The following is a 17,914-nucleotide window of genomic DNA, read 5'->3' as shown; positions in this document are numbered from 1 at the left end:
TCCGTCTATCTTGTAAACATAATTTATTATTTTAAATCTATTTAGAATTTATTATCTAATAATCTAGGTTTATAAATTATTTTGACATATTGCTATATTTCTTTCTTCAGCATATTTTTTATCTTTTTTTAGTTGAGTTATTAACTCTTCAATATTATTAAACTTTACTTCATCTCTTATTCTATCAATAAAGTAAACATTAATTTCTTTATCATAAATATCATTGTTAAAGTCTAAAATGTAGGTTTCTATTGTTAAGTCTATCCCATTAACTGTAGGATTATTCCCTATAGATGTAATTCCTTTGAAAATTTTTCCGTTTACTTCTACATTTGTATAATAAACTCCTTTTTTAGGAATGAGCTTTTTGCCTTTAACTTCTAAATTAGCTGTTGGAAATCCTATTGTTCTTCCTAATTTCTTACCATCTACAACCTTCCCACATAACATAAATGGTCTAGATAACATATTAAATACTTTGTTTACATTTCCCTGTAATAATTCATTTCTAATTAATGTCGAACTAATAACCTCATCATTTATCATACATGGTTCCATAACATATAATTTATAATTATATTTTTCTTGAAGTTTTTCTAAAAGTTCAACATTTCCTAAATTTTTATATCCAAATTTAAAGTTAAATCCAACAACAATACCTTTAACTTTATAATAATCACAAAGCCATTTTACAAACTCTTCTGGCATCATTTTCATAATTTCATCGTCAAAGTCTTTAAATGCTAGTATATCTATACCTTTTTCCTCTAAAACTTTAATCTTTTCATCATTACTCATTATTAATTGAATATGGCAATTAGGATTAAGAAAAATTCTAGGATGATTCTTAAAAGTAAAAACTATAGCTTTCCCATTATTTTCCTTAGCTAAACCTTTTACTTTCTCTATTAAGGATAAATGCCCTAAATGTAATCCATCAAAACTACCTAAAGCTATATAATTATTTTTTTCTTCATTTTTAAGAGTGTTATTATCATATATTAGCATTAATTTTTTCTCCTATGTGATTAGTAACTTCTCTATTTTAAAGCCTAAATCATTTTTCTTACCAAGACCTATAAAATTATTTTCTTCATCATATACTCTATATAACTTCTGATTTATCACTTTATCGTTAGTAAATCTATTATCTCCAACTCTAACTCCATTAATTAGTAGATTAACATATTTTCCTCGAACAATAATTTTATCATACTTTTCTAGAGCTTCTTCCATAGATAATATATATTCATTTATATTTTCTTTTGTCAAATCATTTATATTAATTGATTCTTCTTGCGAAAACACTGATGTTTTAGCTCTATTTAATTCTGTCATAGTTGCAAAAACACCTAGCTTTTCTCCTATATCATAACATAAACTCCTTATGTAAGTACCCTTAGAACAACTAACCTTCATTGAAATATAAGGATTATTGATTTTAATATCCTCTATATTATAAATAGTAATCAATCTTCCTTCTCTTTCAACTTCTATGCCTTTTCTCGCTAACTCATAAAGTCTAACTCCATTTTGCTTTAAAGCAGAATACATCGGTGGAACTTGTGAGTATTCTCCTATAAAGCTATTAACAGCTTGAAGTATTTCAACATCTGTTAAATGATTACAATCTTTTTCTTCTAATACTTCACCTTCTAAATCATAAGTAGTTGTCCTAATTCCTAACTTTAAAGTTACTTCATATACTTTTTCAGAATTCATAATATAATCTATTATTTTAGTTGCTTTCCCTATACAAATAGGTAATACCCCTGTTGCTTCTGGATCTAATGTTCCTGTATGACCTACTTTACCTGTTCCTGCAACTTTCTTTACTATTCTTACAGCATCAAAAGATGACATTCCTTTAGGTTTAAAAATATTTAAAACACCATTCATCTATTACAACTCTTTCTGTATTTCATTTAATATTTCATATTTAGCTTCTTCCATTGATATATTTTTAATTTTTATCCCTGAAGCTCTTACATGACCGCCACCGCCAAAAATTTCAGCTATTTTTCGTACATCAACGTAGCTTTTCGCTCTTAAACTTGCTTTAACGCCATCTTCAACTTCTTTAAGTAATAATGTTACTTCCACACCCTTAATTTGAAGTCCATATGAAATTATATCTGATGTATCACCTACATCTATTCCTAAATCTGCTGTAAAATCTTTATCAATTTCTAACAACGCAACTTTTCCATTTAATATAAGTTGCATACTGCTTAAAGCTTTTCCAATTAATTTTATTCTGCTAAAATCTTTATTATCAAAAAGATTTTGATATATGCTTGTATTATCAACACCTATTTTCTTTAAAGCAGCCGATATTGTATGAGTTCTTTCAGTAACATTAGAATGTCTGAATGCCCCTGTATCAGTTACTATTGAAGTATATATGCATGTTCCTATTTCTTTTAAAGTATTATTATTTTCATCATTAAAAGAAATACCCATATATCCTAATAATTCAAATACTATTTCTGCAGTTGCTGCAGCTTTTGAATCTATATAATTAATATCTCCGTATTTATCATTTGAAAGATGATGATCTATATTTATTATTGTACCAGTGAATTCATTTAAATTTGCACTTACTCTCTCTAAATTACCACAGTCTAATACCACTACTATATCAGTGTCATTTGTAGCTTCTACAACGTTCCCAAGAATTTCTTCAGATCCTTTTAAAAATTTCAAATTATCTGATAAACTATCTTTTGAGATTACATAGCAATTCTTATTTAAACTTTTTAATCCATTAAGAAGTGCAAGGACACTACCTACAGCATCACCGTCAGGTGATACATGATAGGTAATGCCTATTTTTTTGCCCTTTAAAATATACTCTGCAATTTGACTTAAAGTCATATTACTTTTCTTTTACCTTTTGAATTAATTCTTCAATATGCATTCCATAATTAATTGAATCATCAAGTTCAAATATAATTTGAGGATTATATCTTAAATTAATTCTTTGCCCTATTTCTTTTCTTATATATCCACTAGCATTTTTTAGAGCAACAAAAGTGTTGTTCTTTTCTTCATCATCTTTTCCAAATATACTTACAAATACTTTTGCATATCTTAAATCCTTTGTTACTTTAACATCAGTAACTGATACCATAGCAGTAAGTCTAGGATCTTTGATTTCATTTTGTATTATATTACTAATTTCTCTTTTTACTTCTTCGTTTATTCTTCCGCCTCTATAGTTAGCCATCTAAAACACCTCTTAAAGCTCTTTTCTTTTTATAGCTTCCATTGTAAATGATTCTATAACATCGCCTTCTTTAAGATCATTGAATTTTTCTACACTTAAACCACACTCGTAACCCTTAGCTACTTCTTTAGCATCATCTTTAAATCTCTTTAATGAAGCTAATGTTGATTCAAATATAACTATACCATCTCTGATAACTCTAATTTCAGAATTTCTTACAATTTTTCCATCAGTAACATAGCATCCAGCTATAGTTCCAACATTTGAAATCTTATAAGTCATTCTTACTTCAGCTTTACCATTTACAACTTCTTTATATTCTGGTTCAAGCATACCAATCATTGCTGATTTAACATCTTCAATTGCATCATATATAATTCTATATGTCTTTATCTCGATATTTTCTTTTTCTGCTTGAACTGTAGCATTTCCATCTGGCCTTACATTAAATCCTATTACTAATGCATTTGAAGCAGCAGCAAGCGTAACATCAGTTTCTGTTATTGCTCCAACAGCACCATGAATAACTCTTACTTTAACATCATCAGTAGATAACTTTTCTAATGATTGTCTTATTGCTTCTACTGAACCTTGAACGTCAGCCTTAACAACTATAGCTAATTCCTTAACTTTACCTTCTTGAATTTGGCTATATAAGTCTTCTAGAGATACTCTATTTGAAGCTTGATGACTATCAGCCTTAATTTTTTGCTTTCTTAAATCAGCCATATTTCTTGCTGTTTTTTCATCTTTACAAACAATAAATCTATCTCCAGCAGCTGGTACTTCAGAAAGCCCTAAAATTTCAACTGGTATAGATGGTCCAGCACTCTTAATTTTCTTTCCTCTATCATCAAACATAGCTCTTATTCTACCATAAGTAGAACCAACTAAAATTGAATCTCCAACATTTAATGTTCCATTTTGAATAAGTAAAGAAGCAACAGCTCCTCTTCCCTTATCAAGCTTAGCTTCTATAACTGTTCCTTTAGCTTTTCTATTTGGATCAGCTTTTAATTCTTGCATTTCAGCAGTTAATAAAACCATTTCTAATAAGCTTTCTAAGTTTTCTCCTGTCTTAGCAGAAACTGGAACACAAATTGTATCTCCACCCCAGTCTTCTGAAACTAAACCATGTTCAGTTAATTCTTGTTTAACTCTATCAACATTTGCACCTGGTCTATCAATCTTATTGATTGCAACTATCATAGGAACATCTGCAGCTTTACAGTGATTTATCGCTTCTTTAGTTTGTGGCATTATACCATCATCTGCTGCTACTACTAATATTACTATATCAGTAACTTGAGCCCCTCTTGCTCTCATTGCAGTGAAAGCTTCGTGTCCTGGAGTATCTAAGAAAGTAATCTTTTCTCCATTTAAAGAAACTGTATAAGCACCTATATGTTGAGTTATTCCACCTGCTTCACTAGCAGTTACTTTAGCGTGTCTAATAGCATCTAAAAGTGAAGTTTTTCCATGGTCAACGTGACCCATTATTGTAACAATTGGTGGTCTCTTAACTAAATTTTCTTCAACAACATCTGTATCTTCTTCAAATGCTTCTAATTCAGTTTCTTCTTCCTTCTTTTCTACTAGCACTTCATATTTTTCACAAAGTTTTTCAGCAGTAGTAAAATCTATTTCTTGGTTTACACCAGCCATAACACCTAAGAATATTAAATTCTTAATAACGTCATTTGTTGGTTTTCCAAGTTTTTCACATAATTCTTTAACTGTAACTGTTTCACCAATTTCAATTACTCCACAAGCAGCTTCAGCATTTCTTTCCACTTCTTCTTGCTCTAACTCTTTTTTAGTCTTCTTTTTCTTTTTAACACCTTTATTTAGTGATTCAGCAAGTTCCTCTTCATATTCATCAACAAGACTCTTTTTCCCTTCTGAATCACCATTTGATGTATCTCCTAGTAATTCCTTTATAAGTGTAGCATCTTCATCTTCGATTACACTCATATGGTTTTTTACTTCAACACCCAACTCTTCCATTAATAAATTTATTAAATCTTTTGAGCTTACATTAAGCTCTTTTGCCAATTCATATACTCTAATCTTTGACAATAAAATCACCCCCGGTTAATTTCTTCCTTCTTCATTTTGGTATAAGGATATTAACTTTTCAGCCATATTTTTATCAGTTACAGCTAAAACTTTGATTTCCTCTCTCCCAATTGGGTTTCCTAGTTGTTCTTTTGAAAAGCCTTCTATAAGAGGAATTTTCTTTTCTGAGCAGTGATTTCTAAACTTCTTTTTAGTACTATTAGAAGCATCATCACTTAATATAACAAGATGAAATTTTATTCTGTTACGCTGCTCATCACATTTGCTATATCCTTCAATTAAATTCCCTGATCTTTTAGCAAGACCTAAAAAATTAAAAAACTTATTCATTAACTATCTCTTCCCTTAATCTGTTGTATATTTCTTCATCTATTGCAACATCAAGGTTTCTACTTAATCTCTTAGCTTTAAAAGCCTTTTCTAAGCATTCTATATCCTTACAGATATAAGCACCTCTACCTGCTTTTTTTCCTGTTAAATCAACAGAAACTTCACCATCTTGACTCTTAACAACTCTAATAAGTTCCTTTTTAGGTTTCATTTCCATGCACCCTGTGCACATTCTTAAAGGTATTTTCTTTACTTTCATAAAAAAATCCCCCTATTCTTCTATTGTTTCTGTTTTTTCTTGAGCTGCCTCTGCTTGTGACTTACTTTTAATATCTATTTTCCAGTTTGTTAATTTTGCAGCTAATCTTACATTTTGTCCTTCTTTACCAATAGCAAGTGATAATTGATTATCATCAACAACAACTTTTGCAGATTTATTTTCTTCATCAACAGTCACACTTAAAACTTTAGCTGGGCTTAAAGAACTTGCGATAAATTCTTCTGGATTCTTGCTCCATTTTATTATATCAATTTTTTCACCTTTAAGCTCGTTAACTATATTTTGAACTCTTGATCCCTTAGGTCCAACACATGCACCCATCGGATCAACATTTTCATCATGAGAAATAACTGCTATCTTACTTCTTGAACCAGCTTCTCTAGAGATACTCTTTATTTCAACAACACCTTCATATATTTCTGGCACTTCTAATTCAAATAATCTCTTAACTAGTCCTGGATGTGTTCTAGAAACTATAATTTGAGCTCCTTTTGGAGTATTTTTAACTTCAACAACATATAATTTAATTTTTTCATTAAACTTATATTTTTCTCTTGGAATTTGTTCATTTGGTCCAATTGCAGTTTCAAGTTTTCCAATATTAACAAAAACATTTCCCTTATCTTCTCTTAGAACTGTTCCAGTAATAATATCATATTCTTTTTCTTTATATTCACCATAGATTATGCTTCTTTCAGCTTCTCTAATTCTTTGAGTAACCACACCTTTAGCAAGTTGTGCTGCAACTCTTCCAAAATTCTTTGGAGTAACTTCAAAATCAACAATATCATCTAAGTCATAAGTAGGTTTTATTTCTTGAGCTTCTTCTAATCCTATTTCAGTAACATTATCAAAAACTTCTTCTACTACAACTTTTTGAGAATAAACGTGTATTTCACCGCTTTCTCTATCAATTGTTACTTTAACATTTTGTGCTGATGATGTTGGTCCAGCATAATTCTTCTTATATGCAGCAACTAATGCATCTTCTATTGTTGTGAATAATAAATCTTCACTAATACCTTTATCTTTTACTATTTCTTTAAGAGCACCTATAAACTCTTGGTTCATCTTAAATACCCTCCTTACTATATTTCCCCTTCAATATTTGCAGACTTAATTTTATCTTTAGGAATATTCATTAAGTTTTCTGCTTCAACAACTATACTATCATCATTAACTTCTTTTAAAATACCTTTAACATTCTTTTTCCCATCAATAGATTTAGTGAATCTAACCATTACTTCTCTTCCTATAAATCTCTTATAGTGATTTTCAGTAAATAAAGTTCTATTTAATCCTGGTGATGATACTTCTAAGAAATATGGATCTTTAATTGGATCCTTTTCATCCATAAGGTCACTAACTCTTCTTGAAAGAGCTTCACAATCACTTAAAGTGATGCCGCCATCTTTTTCTATATATATTCTTAAATAGAATTCTCCATTTTCCTTAACATATTCGATATGATATATATCATAGTTAAGTTCTTCTGCTATGGGATTAACCATTTCATAAATTTCATTAACTAAGGCATCAATTTTCATAATTATCCTCCTTTGCAATATTCAATTTTCAAGTAGTTTAAAAAATAGATATGTAAAAACGCAACTAAAAAAGTAGTTGCGTTCAAATAGAAAGAGCGGGAACCTGCCCCACTCTACATTTTTTAGCTATTAGTAAATTACTTCTTTATACATACTAACATACTTTACTAATAAATACAAGGGGCTAAGCAACATTTAAGTTCCCCATTTTAAACTTGCCCTAAATTCATTGTTTTTATTCACTAATAATTGTTAATATAAATAATTTTGCAAATTATAAAGCTATTTATTTTTTGTATTTCTCCATTAAGTTATCAAAAGCTTTCAATGATTTCTTTATCTTTTCATATGATATACAATAAGACAGTCTAAAATATCCAGGACATCCAAATGTTTTTCCTGGAACAGCTAAAATATTAAATTTCTTTGCTTCTTCACAGAATTTAACGTCATCATTAATTGGCGCCTTTGGAAATAAATAAAATGCTCCTTCCGGCTTCATACACTCAAATCCAATACTAATTAAATGATTATATAGTAAATCTCTATTTTTCTTATATATCTCAGCATCAACTTCTAAATTCAAACTTTCTTTAATTACCTTTTGGAAAAGAGATGGTGCATTAACAAAACCTAATATTCTATTTGCTATATTTAATGAAGAAACTATTTCTTTGAAACCATTAATTTTAGGGTTAACAACAACATACCCTATTCTTTCACCTGGTAATGATAATGACTTGCTATATGAATATCCAATAAATGAATTATCATAATATTTTAATACGCATGGAACTTTTGCATTATCATATACAATCTCCCTATATGGTTCATCAGAAATTAAATATATATCCTGTTTGAATTCCTCTTCCTTTTCTCTCAATATATTTGATAATTGTTGAATAGTATCTTCACTATATATAACCCCACTTGGATTGTTAGGAGAATTTATAATAATAGCTTTAGTATTTTGACTAATTTCATTTTTCAACTCTTTTAAGTTTAGTTGAAAGCTATTAGTATCTGCTGATATAACCTTAACTTTACCATCAAAATTTTTTACATAATTAATATACTCACCAAAAAAAGGTGCAAATACAATTACCTCATCACCTGGATTTAATAAACTCTTTAAAATAATATTTAATCCCCCTGCTGCTCCGCATGTCATAACAATATTTTCATAATTTAGTTCTATACTATTTTTTTCTTTTATATTTCTAGCTATAGCTTCTCTAACATCTTCATAACCTGAGTTATTCATATATCCATGTACTGTATTAGGTTTTTCTTCATTTAATATTTTAATAATTATATCCTTTATCTCATTAGGTGGTTCCACATTAGGATTGCCTATACTATAATCAAAAATATTCTCTTCTCCATAAATACTTGAAAGTCTTTTTCCTTCTTCAAACATTGCCCTAATTGTAGAACTATTTTCAACCATAGTTTTCATCTTTTTAGAAATCATTTTTAGCCCCCCCATAATATATTAATTTAGCTTATTTTTAATAACACCTATTGCTACACCTAAAATACTTACTTCCTTGCCTTCTAAATAAATTTCACTATATTTAGGATTTGCAGGAACTAACATAGGTGCTTCACCATTTAATTTTAATGTTTTAAGCGTTGCTTCACCATCTAAACTAGCAGCAACGATTTCATTATTATAAGCAGTATTTTGTCTCTTAATTACCACCATATCCCCATCATTTATATTTTTATCGATCATACTATCTCCTTTAACATGAAGTATAAAAGTATCTTTCCCTTTCTCCAACCATCCTTTTGGTAAAAGGAACTTCTCCAACACTTCTTCATTAATTTCAATAGGATTACCTGCTGCTATGTCATTATATACATCAACTTCTTCTAATTCCTCTTCAGAAAAGACTGTATTATCATTAAGATAAATTTCTTTTTTAGGCGATGAATTATCTAAATTAAAATCAACAATATTTTTATATTTTAAATTTATATATTCATATTTATCAATAAATGTATTTTTCATATTATCTTGGTCAATAAACTCTTTTTTAAAAGCAAAGCTTTTCCCTTTAAAATCAGCTCCAAGAGTTTTTAACTTTCTTCCTTTTACTAGCCAACACATATCATCACTGCTTTTATCATTATTTATAATAAAAACAAATGAAGAATATAAACAATTGGCATATATACTTTTTGCAAATTCAATTTGTCCTTTAGTTAAACTTTCTACATTATCCAAAACTATGTGAGTGTATTTATTATTATTATTTTCTTTTGCATATTTAATTGCAAAGCTAGTCTCATCATAAATATCATAAAATCCATTATCTATTAATAAATCATTGTATACTTTCTTTAATGAATAAATAGCTTCTCTAGTAAAAGAATTTCTAATAATTCTATATTTTCTACCTTTTCTTTCTACTTCATTATATTCCTCTTTTGTGAAATTACATGATTTAATCCACATAATTTCATTATAAAGCTCCTCAGCAGAAATTTTATTTAAAACTTTTGATTTCTTTAAAAATCCATTCATTTTTTCATTAAATTCTACACTATTTAATAACTCAAATCCTTTATCAAAAGAAACTAATTCCAAATTCAAACCATTTAACTTCAAATACTTATTTGAATATTCTTTTATCAACGAATCTATTAAATTAAACTCTACTCTTCTGGCACTTAAAGAAAATAAAGAATAAAATTCACTTTCTTTACTTATATTCTCATATAAATTATTATTATTAATTAATTCATTAGAATTTGAAGATAAAAATAATACTTTATCATCTTTATATAAACAATAATTATTTTCTAAATTTATAACTCTATGTAAAGCTGTTATAGTCTTTCCTGTTAATGATTTTCCTTTCATTAATGAAAAGCCCATATTTTTGTTTTTTATAAACCTATTTTGCACTTTAGTTAATTTCATTTTTCCACCTACTGCTACTTCCCATTATTATAAAGAAAAACCCCAAAGAAAGAAAATAACTTTGGAGTTATAAACTAAATTCTCTTATCTAGCGGCATATCCATTGTTATCTTCACACCAAAGAATCGATAGTATTACAACGGCTAGCCATTAGATAAGATAATTTTATTAATTTATTATTAAAAAGTCAATGAATTTTGTAGTTATTTGTTGCTTAAATACTCATCTATTGCAGCAGCTGCTTTTTTACCTGCTCCCATTGCTAAAATAACTGTTGCAGCACCTGTAACAGCATCTCCACCAGCATATACACCTTCCTTAGTAGTAAGTCCAGTTTCTTCGTCTGCAATGATACATTTCCACTTATTAGTTTCTAATCCCTTAGTTGTTGATGAAATCAAAGGATTTGGTGATGTACCTAAAGACATGATAACAGTATCTACATCCATAATAAACTCTGAACCTTCTTTTACTACAGGTCTTCTTCTACCCGAATCATCTGGTTCTCCTAATTCCATTTCAACACACTTCATACCTTTAACCCATCCATTTTCATCGCATATAATTTCAGTTGGATTTGTTAATACATCAAAGATAACACCTTCTTCTTTAGCATGATGTACTTCTTCTAATCTTGCTGGAAGCTCTTCTTCACTTCTTCTATATACAATATGTGTTTCTGCTCCAAGTCTTAATGCAGTTCTAGCTGCATCCATAGCAACATTTCCACCACCTACAACAGCAACTCTCTTTCCCACTTTTACTGGAGTATGATATTCCTCTTTAAATGCTTTCATTAAATTTACTCTTGTTAAAAACTCATTAGCTGAAAATACTCCATTAGCATTTTCACCTGGAATACCCATAAATTTAGGAAGACCTGCACCTGACCCTATAAATATTGCATCAAATCCTTCATCTTCAATTAAAGAATCTACTGTAACTGTTCTTCCTACAACTACGTTAGTTTCAATATTAACTCCTAGTTTTTTAATATTATCTATTTCATGCTTTACAACCTCATCCTTTGGTAATCTAAATTCCGGAATACCATAAACTAAAACTCCACCTGGCTCATGTAAAGCTTCAAAAATTGTAACATCATACCCCTTTTTAGCTAAATCACCAGCACATGTAAGTCCTGCAGGACCTGAACCTATTACTGCAATTTTTTTACCCTTAGAATCTTCTTTTTCAGAAAGATCTATGTTATTCTTCCTAGCCCAATCAGCCGTGAATTTTTCTAATTTTCCTATAGCTACTGGCTCACCTTTTATACCTAAAATACATTTACCTTCACATTGTGATTCCTGAGGACACACTCTACCACATACTGCAGGTAATGCACTATATTTAGCTATTTCTTTAGCTGCTCCTTCTATATTTTTTTCCTTAAGTTCTGATATAAATGCTGGTATATTTATAGATACAGGACATCCGCTGACACATTTAGGATTTTTACATCCTAAGCATCTGCTTGCTTCATTAAAAGCTCGCTCTTCATCATATCCTAAACATACCTCTTTAAAATTTTTCGCTCTTACACTTGCTTCTTGTTCAACAACAGGTATTCTTTTCATTCTATCAACTACATTATTCATACTAATTATGACCTCCGCATCCGCAACCTTCTCTATGATGTGTGTCGCCTTCTTCAATTTTTAATAATTCTCTTCCTTCTTCACTCTTATATAGAGTTTGTCTTCTCATGCTTTCATCAAAATCCACAAGATGGCCATCAAATTCTGGTCCATCAACACAAGCAAATTTAACTTCATTTCCAACAGTTACTCTACACGCACCACACATACCTGTTCCATCTACCATAATAGGATTTAAACTAACTGTAGTCTTTATACCTAATTCTTTAGTAAGAGCACTCATAAACTTCATCATAATCATAGGTCCAATTACAACCGCATGGTTGTATTCTTTCTCATTATTTTCAACTAAATCTGTTAAACAATCTGTAACTCTTCCATTAAATCCGTATGATCCATCATCAGTTGAAATATATAAATTTTTAGCAACCTTTCTCATTTCATCTTCTAAAATTATAAGGTCTTTAGTTCTTGCTCCAATAATAACATCAACATCAATACCATGTTCATAGAACCACTTTACTTGAGGATATACTGGAGCTGCCCCCACTCCTCCAGCAACAAATATAATCTTAGATTTCTTAAGTTCACTTAATTCCTCATGAATAAATTCACTTGGTTGACCTAACGGTCCTACAAAATCTTCTACATAATCACCAACTTCGTATTTGGCTAACTCTTTAGTTGCATAACCTACTGTTTGAAAAACAATAGTTACTGTTCCATTTTCTCTGTCATAATCTTCTATAGTTAGTGGAATTCTTTCTCCCTTATCATTATTTTTAATAATAATAAATTGCCCTGGTTGAGCAGATCTAGCTACTCTAGGAGCCTCAATATCCATTAAATAAATATTTTCAGTTAATAATCTTTTACTTGTTATTTTATACACCTTAATAACCCCCTAAAATTTTCTTAAGTATTTATATAATATTTTTTATTAACACTCTATATTAAAAATTAAGAGTTAGTAGTTTTAAGTTAGTAGTTAAGATTGAAACTACTTTTGAAGTTTCATAATAATATATTTTAAAATCCAACTCAGCTGAATTTTAACCTCAACTACTAACCACTAACTACTAACTCCTAAGTCTTAAATCCAAACTATTAAAAGTCTACTTTATTTCCATAGAATGTACATGAAAGTAATCTTTCCATTGTTTCATCATCGATTTCTCTTGGATTAGATCCAGTGCATGCATCTAAAACTGCATTATGAGCTATATGTTTTACATTAGCTAGGAATTCTTCTTCAGTAACTCCATATTCTTTCATAGTTGCTGGAATATTAAGTTCCTTATTAAATTCATTTATTTTTTCAATTAATGAATCTGTTAATTCACTATTTGTTTGCCCTTCTAATTTTAATACTCTTGCTATATTTGCATATCTATCTTCACATACAGATCTATTATATTGAATAACATATGGTAAGAAAATTGCGTTTGCACACCCATGAGGAATATGGAATACGGCCCCTATTTTATGTGCCATAGAATGTACTATTCCTAATAAAGCATTACTAAATGCCATACCTGCTAAACATTGAGCTTCATGCATTAAATTTCTTGCCTCTTTATCTCCAGCAAAAGATTTAACTAAATTTTCATCAACCATTTCAATTGCCTTTAATGCTAATGGATCAGTGAAATTAGATTTTAATGATGCTGTATATGCCTCAATTGCATGTGTTAATGCATCCATCCCTGTATGTGCAACAAGTTTAGCAGGCATAGTTTGCGCTAAATCTGGATCAACTATTGCTATATCTGGTGTTATATTGAAATCAGCTAAAGGATATTTAATTTTTGCTTTATAATCAGTAATTACAGAAAATGCTGTAACTTCAGTTGCTGTTCCTGAAGTAGATGGTATTGCAACAAATTTTGCTTTTTGTCTAAGTTCAGGTAATCCAAATGGTACAACAGCTTGTTCAAAAGTAAAGTCTGGATATTCATAGAAAATCCACATTGCTTTTGCTGCATCTATAGGTGAACCTCCACCCATAGCCACTATCCAATCTGGCTCAAACTCTCTCATAACAGCAGCTCCATCCATAACAGTTTCAACTGATGGATCTGGTTCAACACCTTCTATTAATTTAACTTCTAATCCAGCTTCCTTCAAATAGCTTTCAACCTTATCTAAGAATCCAAATCTCTTCATTGATCCGCCGCCTACGACTACTACAGCTTTTTTCCCTTTCAATGTCTTTAGGACCTCTAAAGAGCCCTTTCCATGATAAATGTCTCTTGGTAATGTAAATCTTGCCATTTTCTCTCCTCCTAAAAATCCTCTTTTTCATCTCTAAATCTAAAATAAATTCTATAAATCTACCCTATAAAAAGAATTTATTTTAAAATTTACACCTTTTAATTTAATATATTACTGTTAAGTAAATATAATTTAATTATACCATAAAATTACTATTTGAAAATATTTTTACATAAAAATATACCTAAAGACAATTATTTAAAATTTTGTCCTTAGGTACTTTTTTATCATACTATATATATTTTTTATTTACTATTATTAAACTGTCTGCAATTTTCATCAAAAGCTTTTATTATCTCATCAACTTTTTCCCAATTTGCTAATGATGCACCTGCTGCAAACATATGACCACCGCCACCAAAACTTGCTGCTATATCATTCACTCTAGGCCCATTAGATCTAAATTCACAGAATATACCATTCTCTTCTTTTTCAACAAAGAAGTTCCAATTAATTATTTCAGCTGTATCTTGAAGCGCATTTACCATTCTAACAGCCTTCATTGTTTCTAAGTTATATTCTCTAACAACTTCTTTAGGAACTTTTAAGTATGCCATTCCATTTTCAGTAGTCTTATAATTACTATAAATATATCCTAAAAATTTAAGTTCATTTTCTTCACGTCTATACATATTTGCATATATGTCTTTAGTTTCTAAATCATATGTTATTTTTGATAATTTCTTAAATAATTCCGTAGGATTTTCAACATATAAAAATCTTCCTGTATCTCCAATAATTCCTGTATATAATGCCTTTCTTCCCTTTTTATCAATCTTAAGTTTATCACAATTATTTAGATATAAATCTAATATCATTTCACTACAAGACGAATAGTTTGTATCAACCCAAGTTAAATTTTCAAAAGGAGCATCAAAAGGTTTATGATGATCTATTTTAATTATATATCCACATTTATTAAATGATTGATTGTCTACTCTTGGAGCATTTGCAACATCCACAATAATAGCTAAGCACTCTTTATCTAAATCAATTTCTTCATCCATTGTATTTATATATTCTAAATTTTTAGAGTGTTCACCTAAAATAACAACTTTTTTATCTGGATATGTATTATTTATTATACTTTTTAATGCTGTTTGAGAACTATATGAATCAGGGTCTGGAAACACATGCCTAAATATTGCAATTGTCTCAAACTCTTCAATTTTATTAATAATTTCCTTCATTAATTTTTCTTTCATAATTAATTACCTCCTTAATTGATAATTATATTAATAATTTCTAGAAAAACACCCTACTTAGATAGCTAAGTAGGGTAATAATTGTATTAATTCTTTTATTGACGACTTATAGAAGTTTCAACTTGAGAATTCATTTCTTTTAACATTGCTTCTACATCATCAGATGTTCCAGTAACATATGAAGCATATTTTTCTTCTGCTACTGTTCTAGCTGATTGAGCATTATTTACAGCTGGTGTAAAGTAAGCATAATTTAAAGAAGTATTTGCTACCTCATAAATCTTACCATATAAAGAAGTAGTATCAGCTAAAACATCTTGAACAATTGAAGAATCTAAAGCTGATTTTCTTACTGGTAAATATCCAGTACCAGTAGCAAACTTAGCAGTGTTTTCAGTGTTTGTTGCAAACTTTATAAATTCATAAGCTGCATATTGAGCTTCTGCAGAAACATCATTTGTAACAAATAATGATGCACCTTGTTGTATAACAGCTTTATCTTTACCTTCAAAATGTGGAACTTCTACTACTGCAATTTCAAAAGCACCATTAGTGTTTATGTGTGCAAAACCTGCAGATGATCCTTGATAAGCTAATAATTTTTGGTTTGAAAATGGACCTGATAAGAATTTATCTTCACCTGGAACTCTAAAAGCACCACTTTGAGTCTTATCTCTAAAGAATTGCATAAATTCTTTAGCCCAATCATTATTAACATTTATTTTTCCATCTAACTCAACAAAATCTTTACCTTCTTCTTTTAATGATGAAATAAATGCATTCGAGCTTGAATCAAAACCAAATCCTGCTATTCCTAATTCATCATATGCTTTTTGAGAAATTTCAGCTAATTTTTCAAAAGTTAAATCTTTTAAATCATCAACAGTATAACCTAATTGCTCTAATAAGTTTTTATTTACATATAAAACTTCAGTAGATTTAGTCATAGGTAATCCATAAACTTTATTATTTCCCCATTGTGATAACTCTTTAATAAAGTCTGGAATGAAATCATTTTCAATATCCTCTTTCATTCCTATTGAAGAATCATTTACATATGGAGTTAAATCAACAACTTTATTTTCATTGATTAATCCTGTTGCAGCATCTGGATAAACATTAATTATTGCTGGTAATGTATTTGATTGTGATGCAGCAATAACTTTCTTGTTTAAATCGGTAATACTCCCTTGGCTAGATGCAGTAACTGTTATACCTTTTCCATTTGTTGCATTGAAATCATCTACTATAGTTTGTAAAATTTCAGCTTGTTTACCATTCATATAGTGCCACATTTCAATTGATACTGGTTGTGTTAACTCAGTAACAATCTCAGCTTTTTCACTTGATGAATTATTACTTCCGCAACCAGTTAATGCTGTAACTGCAACTACTGCAGTCATTAAAGATGCTAATAATCTTCTTTTCATTTGTTTCACCTCTAAAACCTTAAATATATATATTTTTTATAATAAAAGATAATTAAAAGTTAAAATATAAATTTCATAACCAAACTATATAATAAATTACTTTAAAAGTACTAAATTCAGCTAATACTTTAACTTTTAAAATATCTTTCACCTACATAACTAATTATTGTATTATCCCTTAGTTCCCCCAATAGAAATTCCATTCATAATCTTCTTGTGTAAGAACAAGTAAACTATAACTATCGGCATTGTAATTATTGTTGAAGCTGCCATTAATAATTCATATCTATTTCCAACATCTGATTGGAATGCAGTTAATCCATTTGCAAGTAATCTCATGTTATCACTATTAGTTACTAATAATGGCCATAAGAAAGCATTCCATGAATTTATACCAACTAAAATACATATTGTTATTATTGATGGTTTAGCCATAGGTACAACTATTTTCCATAAGAACTTCCAATCACTTGCTCCATCAACTTTTGCAGCATAATAAAGTTGCTTTGGAATCTTTAAGAAGAATTCTCTAAGCATATATATGTATAATACATTAGCCATGTATGGCACAAATAATGCACTATAACTATCTATCATTTTTAACGCTGAAATTGTCTTAAAGTTTGTTACTATAAGAACTTCACCTGGAATCATCATTGAAGCCAAGAAAATTGAAAATATTAAATCTCTTCCCTTAAATTCAAGATGTGAAAAAGCAAAGGCTGATAGTATCGCAATTACTACAGTTGTAACAATACTTAAAGCTGTTACTATTATTGTATTTATAAAATATCTCCCAAAAGGAGCCATTGAAAATGCCGTGCTAAAATTACTCCACATAAACTTTTCAGGCACCATAGTTGGTGGTGTTTGAATAACTTCAAAGCTTGATTTTAATGAAGATGCTATCATCCAATAAAATGGGAACAGCGTTATTATAGCAAAGGCAACTAATAAGAAGTATTTAATGGCTGCTTTTATATTATTCTTAGTTTTCATTTTTACAC

General features: G+C 29.3%; 17 protein-coding genes. All 17 read right to left on the bottom strand.

Going from position 1 to position 17,914, the window contains the following annotated elements; translation table 11 throughout:
* Positions 1–69: 69 nt before the first annotated feature.
* The gene (locus TY07_RS00825; RefSeq protein WP_042393859.1) at positions 70–1,008 is read right to left on the bottom strand and encodes a bifunctional riboflavin kinase/FAD synthetase; all 939 of its coding nucleotides are present in this window, start codon (positions 1,006–1,008) and stop codon (positions 70–72) included.
* Positions 1,009–1,020: 12 nt separating this feature from the next.
* Positions 1,021–1,899: a tRNA pseudouridine(55) synthase TruB gene (gene truB / locus TY07_RS00820; RefSeq protein WP_042393856.1), complete on the bottom strand. Its 879-nt coding sequence runs from the start codon at positions 1,897–1,899 to the stop codon at positions 1,021–1,023.
* Positions 1,900–1,902: 3 nt separating this feature from the next.
* Positions 1,903–2,877, bottom strand: a complete 975-nt coding sequence (locus TY07_RS00815; RefSeq protein WP_042393853.1) for a DHH family phosphoesterase — start codon at positions 2,875–2,877, stop codon at positions 1,903–1,905.
* A 1-nt stretch (position 2,878) separates the two neighbouring features.
* A complete protein-coding gene (rbfA, locus tag TY07_RS00810) occupies positions 2,879–3,229 on the bottom strand; it encodes a 30S ribosome-binding factor RbfA (RefSeq protein ID WP_042393850.1) in 351 nt (116 codons plus the stop codon).
* Positions 3,230–3,241: 12 nt separating this feature from the next.
* A complete protein-coding gene (infB, locus tag TY07_RS00805) occupies positions 3,242–5,308 on the bottom strand; it encodes a translation initiation factor IF-2 (RefSeq protein WP_042393848.1) in 2,067 nt (688 codons plus the stop codon).
* A gap of 15 nt (positions 5,309–5,323) precedes the next feature.
* Positions 5,324–5,638: a ribosomal L7Ae/L30e/S12e/Gadd45 family protein gene (locus tag TY07_RS00800; protein ID WP_042393846.1), complete on the bottom strand. Its 315-nt coding sequence runs from the start codon at positions 5,636–5,638 to the stop codon at positions 5,324–5,326.
* Positions 5,631–5,897, bottom strand: a complete 267-nt coding sequence (gene rnpM / locus TY07_RS00795; protein ID WP_042393843.1) for an RNase P modulator RnpM — start codon at positions 5,895–5,897, stop codon at positions 5,631–5,633. The genes TY07_RS00800 and rnpM overlap by 8 nt, the downstream gene beginning before the upstream one ends.
* A 12-nt stretch (positions 5,898–5,909) precedes the next feature.
* Positions 5,910–6,989, bottom strand: coding sequence for a transcription termination factor NusA (nusA, locus tag TY07_RS00790; RefSeq protein WP_042393841.1), 1,080 nt, complete (start codon positions 6,987–6,989; stop codon positions 5,910–5,912).
* 17 nt (positions 6,990–7,006) lie between these two features.
* A complete protein-coding gene (gene rimP, locus TY07_RS00785; RefSeq protein WP_042393837.1) occupies positions 7,007–7,465 on the bottom strand; it encodes a ribosome maturation factor RimP in 459 nt (152 codons plus the stop codon).
* A 286-nt stretch (positions 7,466–7,751) separates the two neighbouring features.
* Positions 7,752–8,939 (bottom strand): pyridoxal phosphate-dependent aminotransferase, encoded by a 1,188-nt coding sequence (locus TY07_RS00780; protein WP_042393834.1) that lies wholly within the window; start codon positions 8,937–8,939, stop codon positions 7,752–7,754.
* A 21-nt stretch (positions 8,940–8,960) separates the two neighbouring features.
* Complete coding sequence (gene lexA, locus TY07_RS00775; RefSeq protein ID WP_042393832.1) at positions 8,961–10,397, bottom strand: transcriptional repressor LexA; 1,437 nt, start codon at positions 10,395–10,397, stop codon at positions 8,961–8,963.
* A 203-nt stretch (positions 10,398–10,600) separates the two neighbouring features.
* Positions 10,601–11,998, bottom strand: coding sequence for an NADPH-dependent glutamate synthase (gltA, locus tag TY07_RS00770; protein WP_042393830.1), 1,398 nt, complete (start codon positions 11,996–11,998; stop codon positions 10,601–10,603).
* A 1-nt stretch (position 11,999) separates the two neighbouring features.
* Entirely contained in the window at positions 12,000–12,890 is an 891-nt protein-coding gene (locus TY07_RS00765; protein WP_042393829.1) for a sulfide/dihydroorotate dehydrogenase-like FAD/NAD-binding protein, read from the bottom strand.
* 215 nt (positions 12,891–13,105) lie between these two features.
* On the bottom strand, positions 13,106–14,272 hold the full coding sequence (locus TY07_RS00760; protein WP_042393827.1) for an iron-containing alcohol dehydrogenase: 1,167 nt from the start codon (positions 14,270–14,272) through the stop codon (positions 13,106–13,108).
* 245 nt (positions 14,273–14,517) lie between these two features.
* Complete coding sequence (locus TY07_RS00755; RefSeq protein WP_042393825.1) at positions 14,518–15,477, bottom strand: DHH family phosphoesterase; 960 nt, start codon at positions 15,475–15,477, stop codon at positions 14,518–14,520.
* Between the two features lie 95 nt (positions 15,478–15,572).
* Positions 15,573–16,907 carry an extracellular solute-binding protein gene (locus tag TY07_RS00750; protein WP_042393822.1) on the bottom strand — a complete coding sequence of 445 codons (1,335 nt, stop codon included), beginning with the start codon at positions 16,905–16,907 and terminating at the stop codon, positions 15,573–15,575.
* Between the two features lie 171 nt (positions 16,908–17,078).
* Positions 17,079–17,906: a carbohydrate ABC transporter permease gene (locus TY07_RS00745; RefSeq protein ID WP_042393818.1), complete on the bottom strand. Its 828-nt coding sequence runs from the start codon at positions 17,904–17,906 to the stop codon at positions 17,079–17,081.
* Positions 17,907–17,914: the final 8 nt, after the last annotated feature.

This window comes from Clostridium saudiense (assembly GCF_000577815.1).
GTDB lineage: Bacteria > Bacillota > Clostridia > Clostridiales > Clostridiaceae > Clostridium > Clostridium saudiense.
The sequence above is the reverse complement of the archived record's forward strand: the minus strand, read 5'-3'. Positions and strand labels throughout refer to the sequence as shown.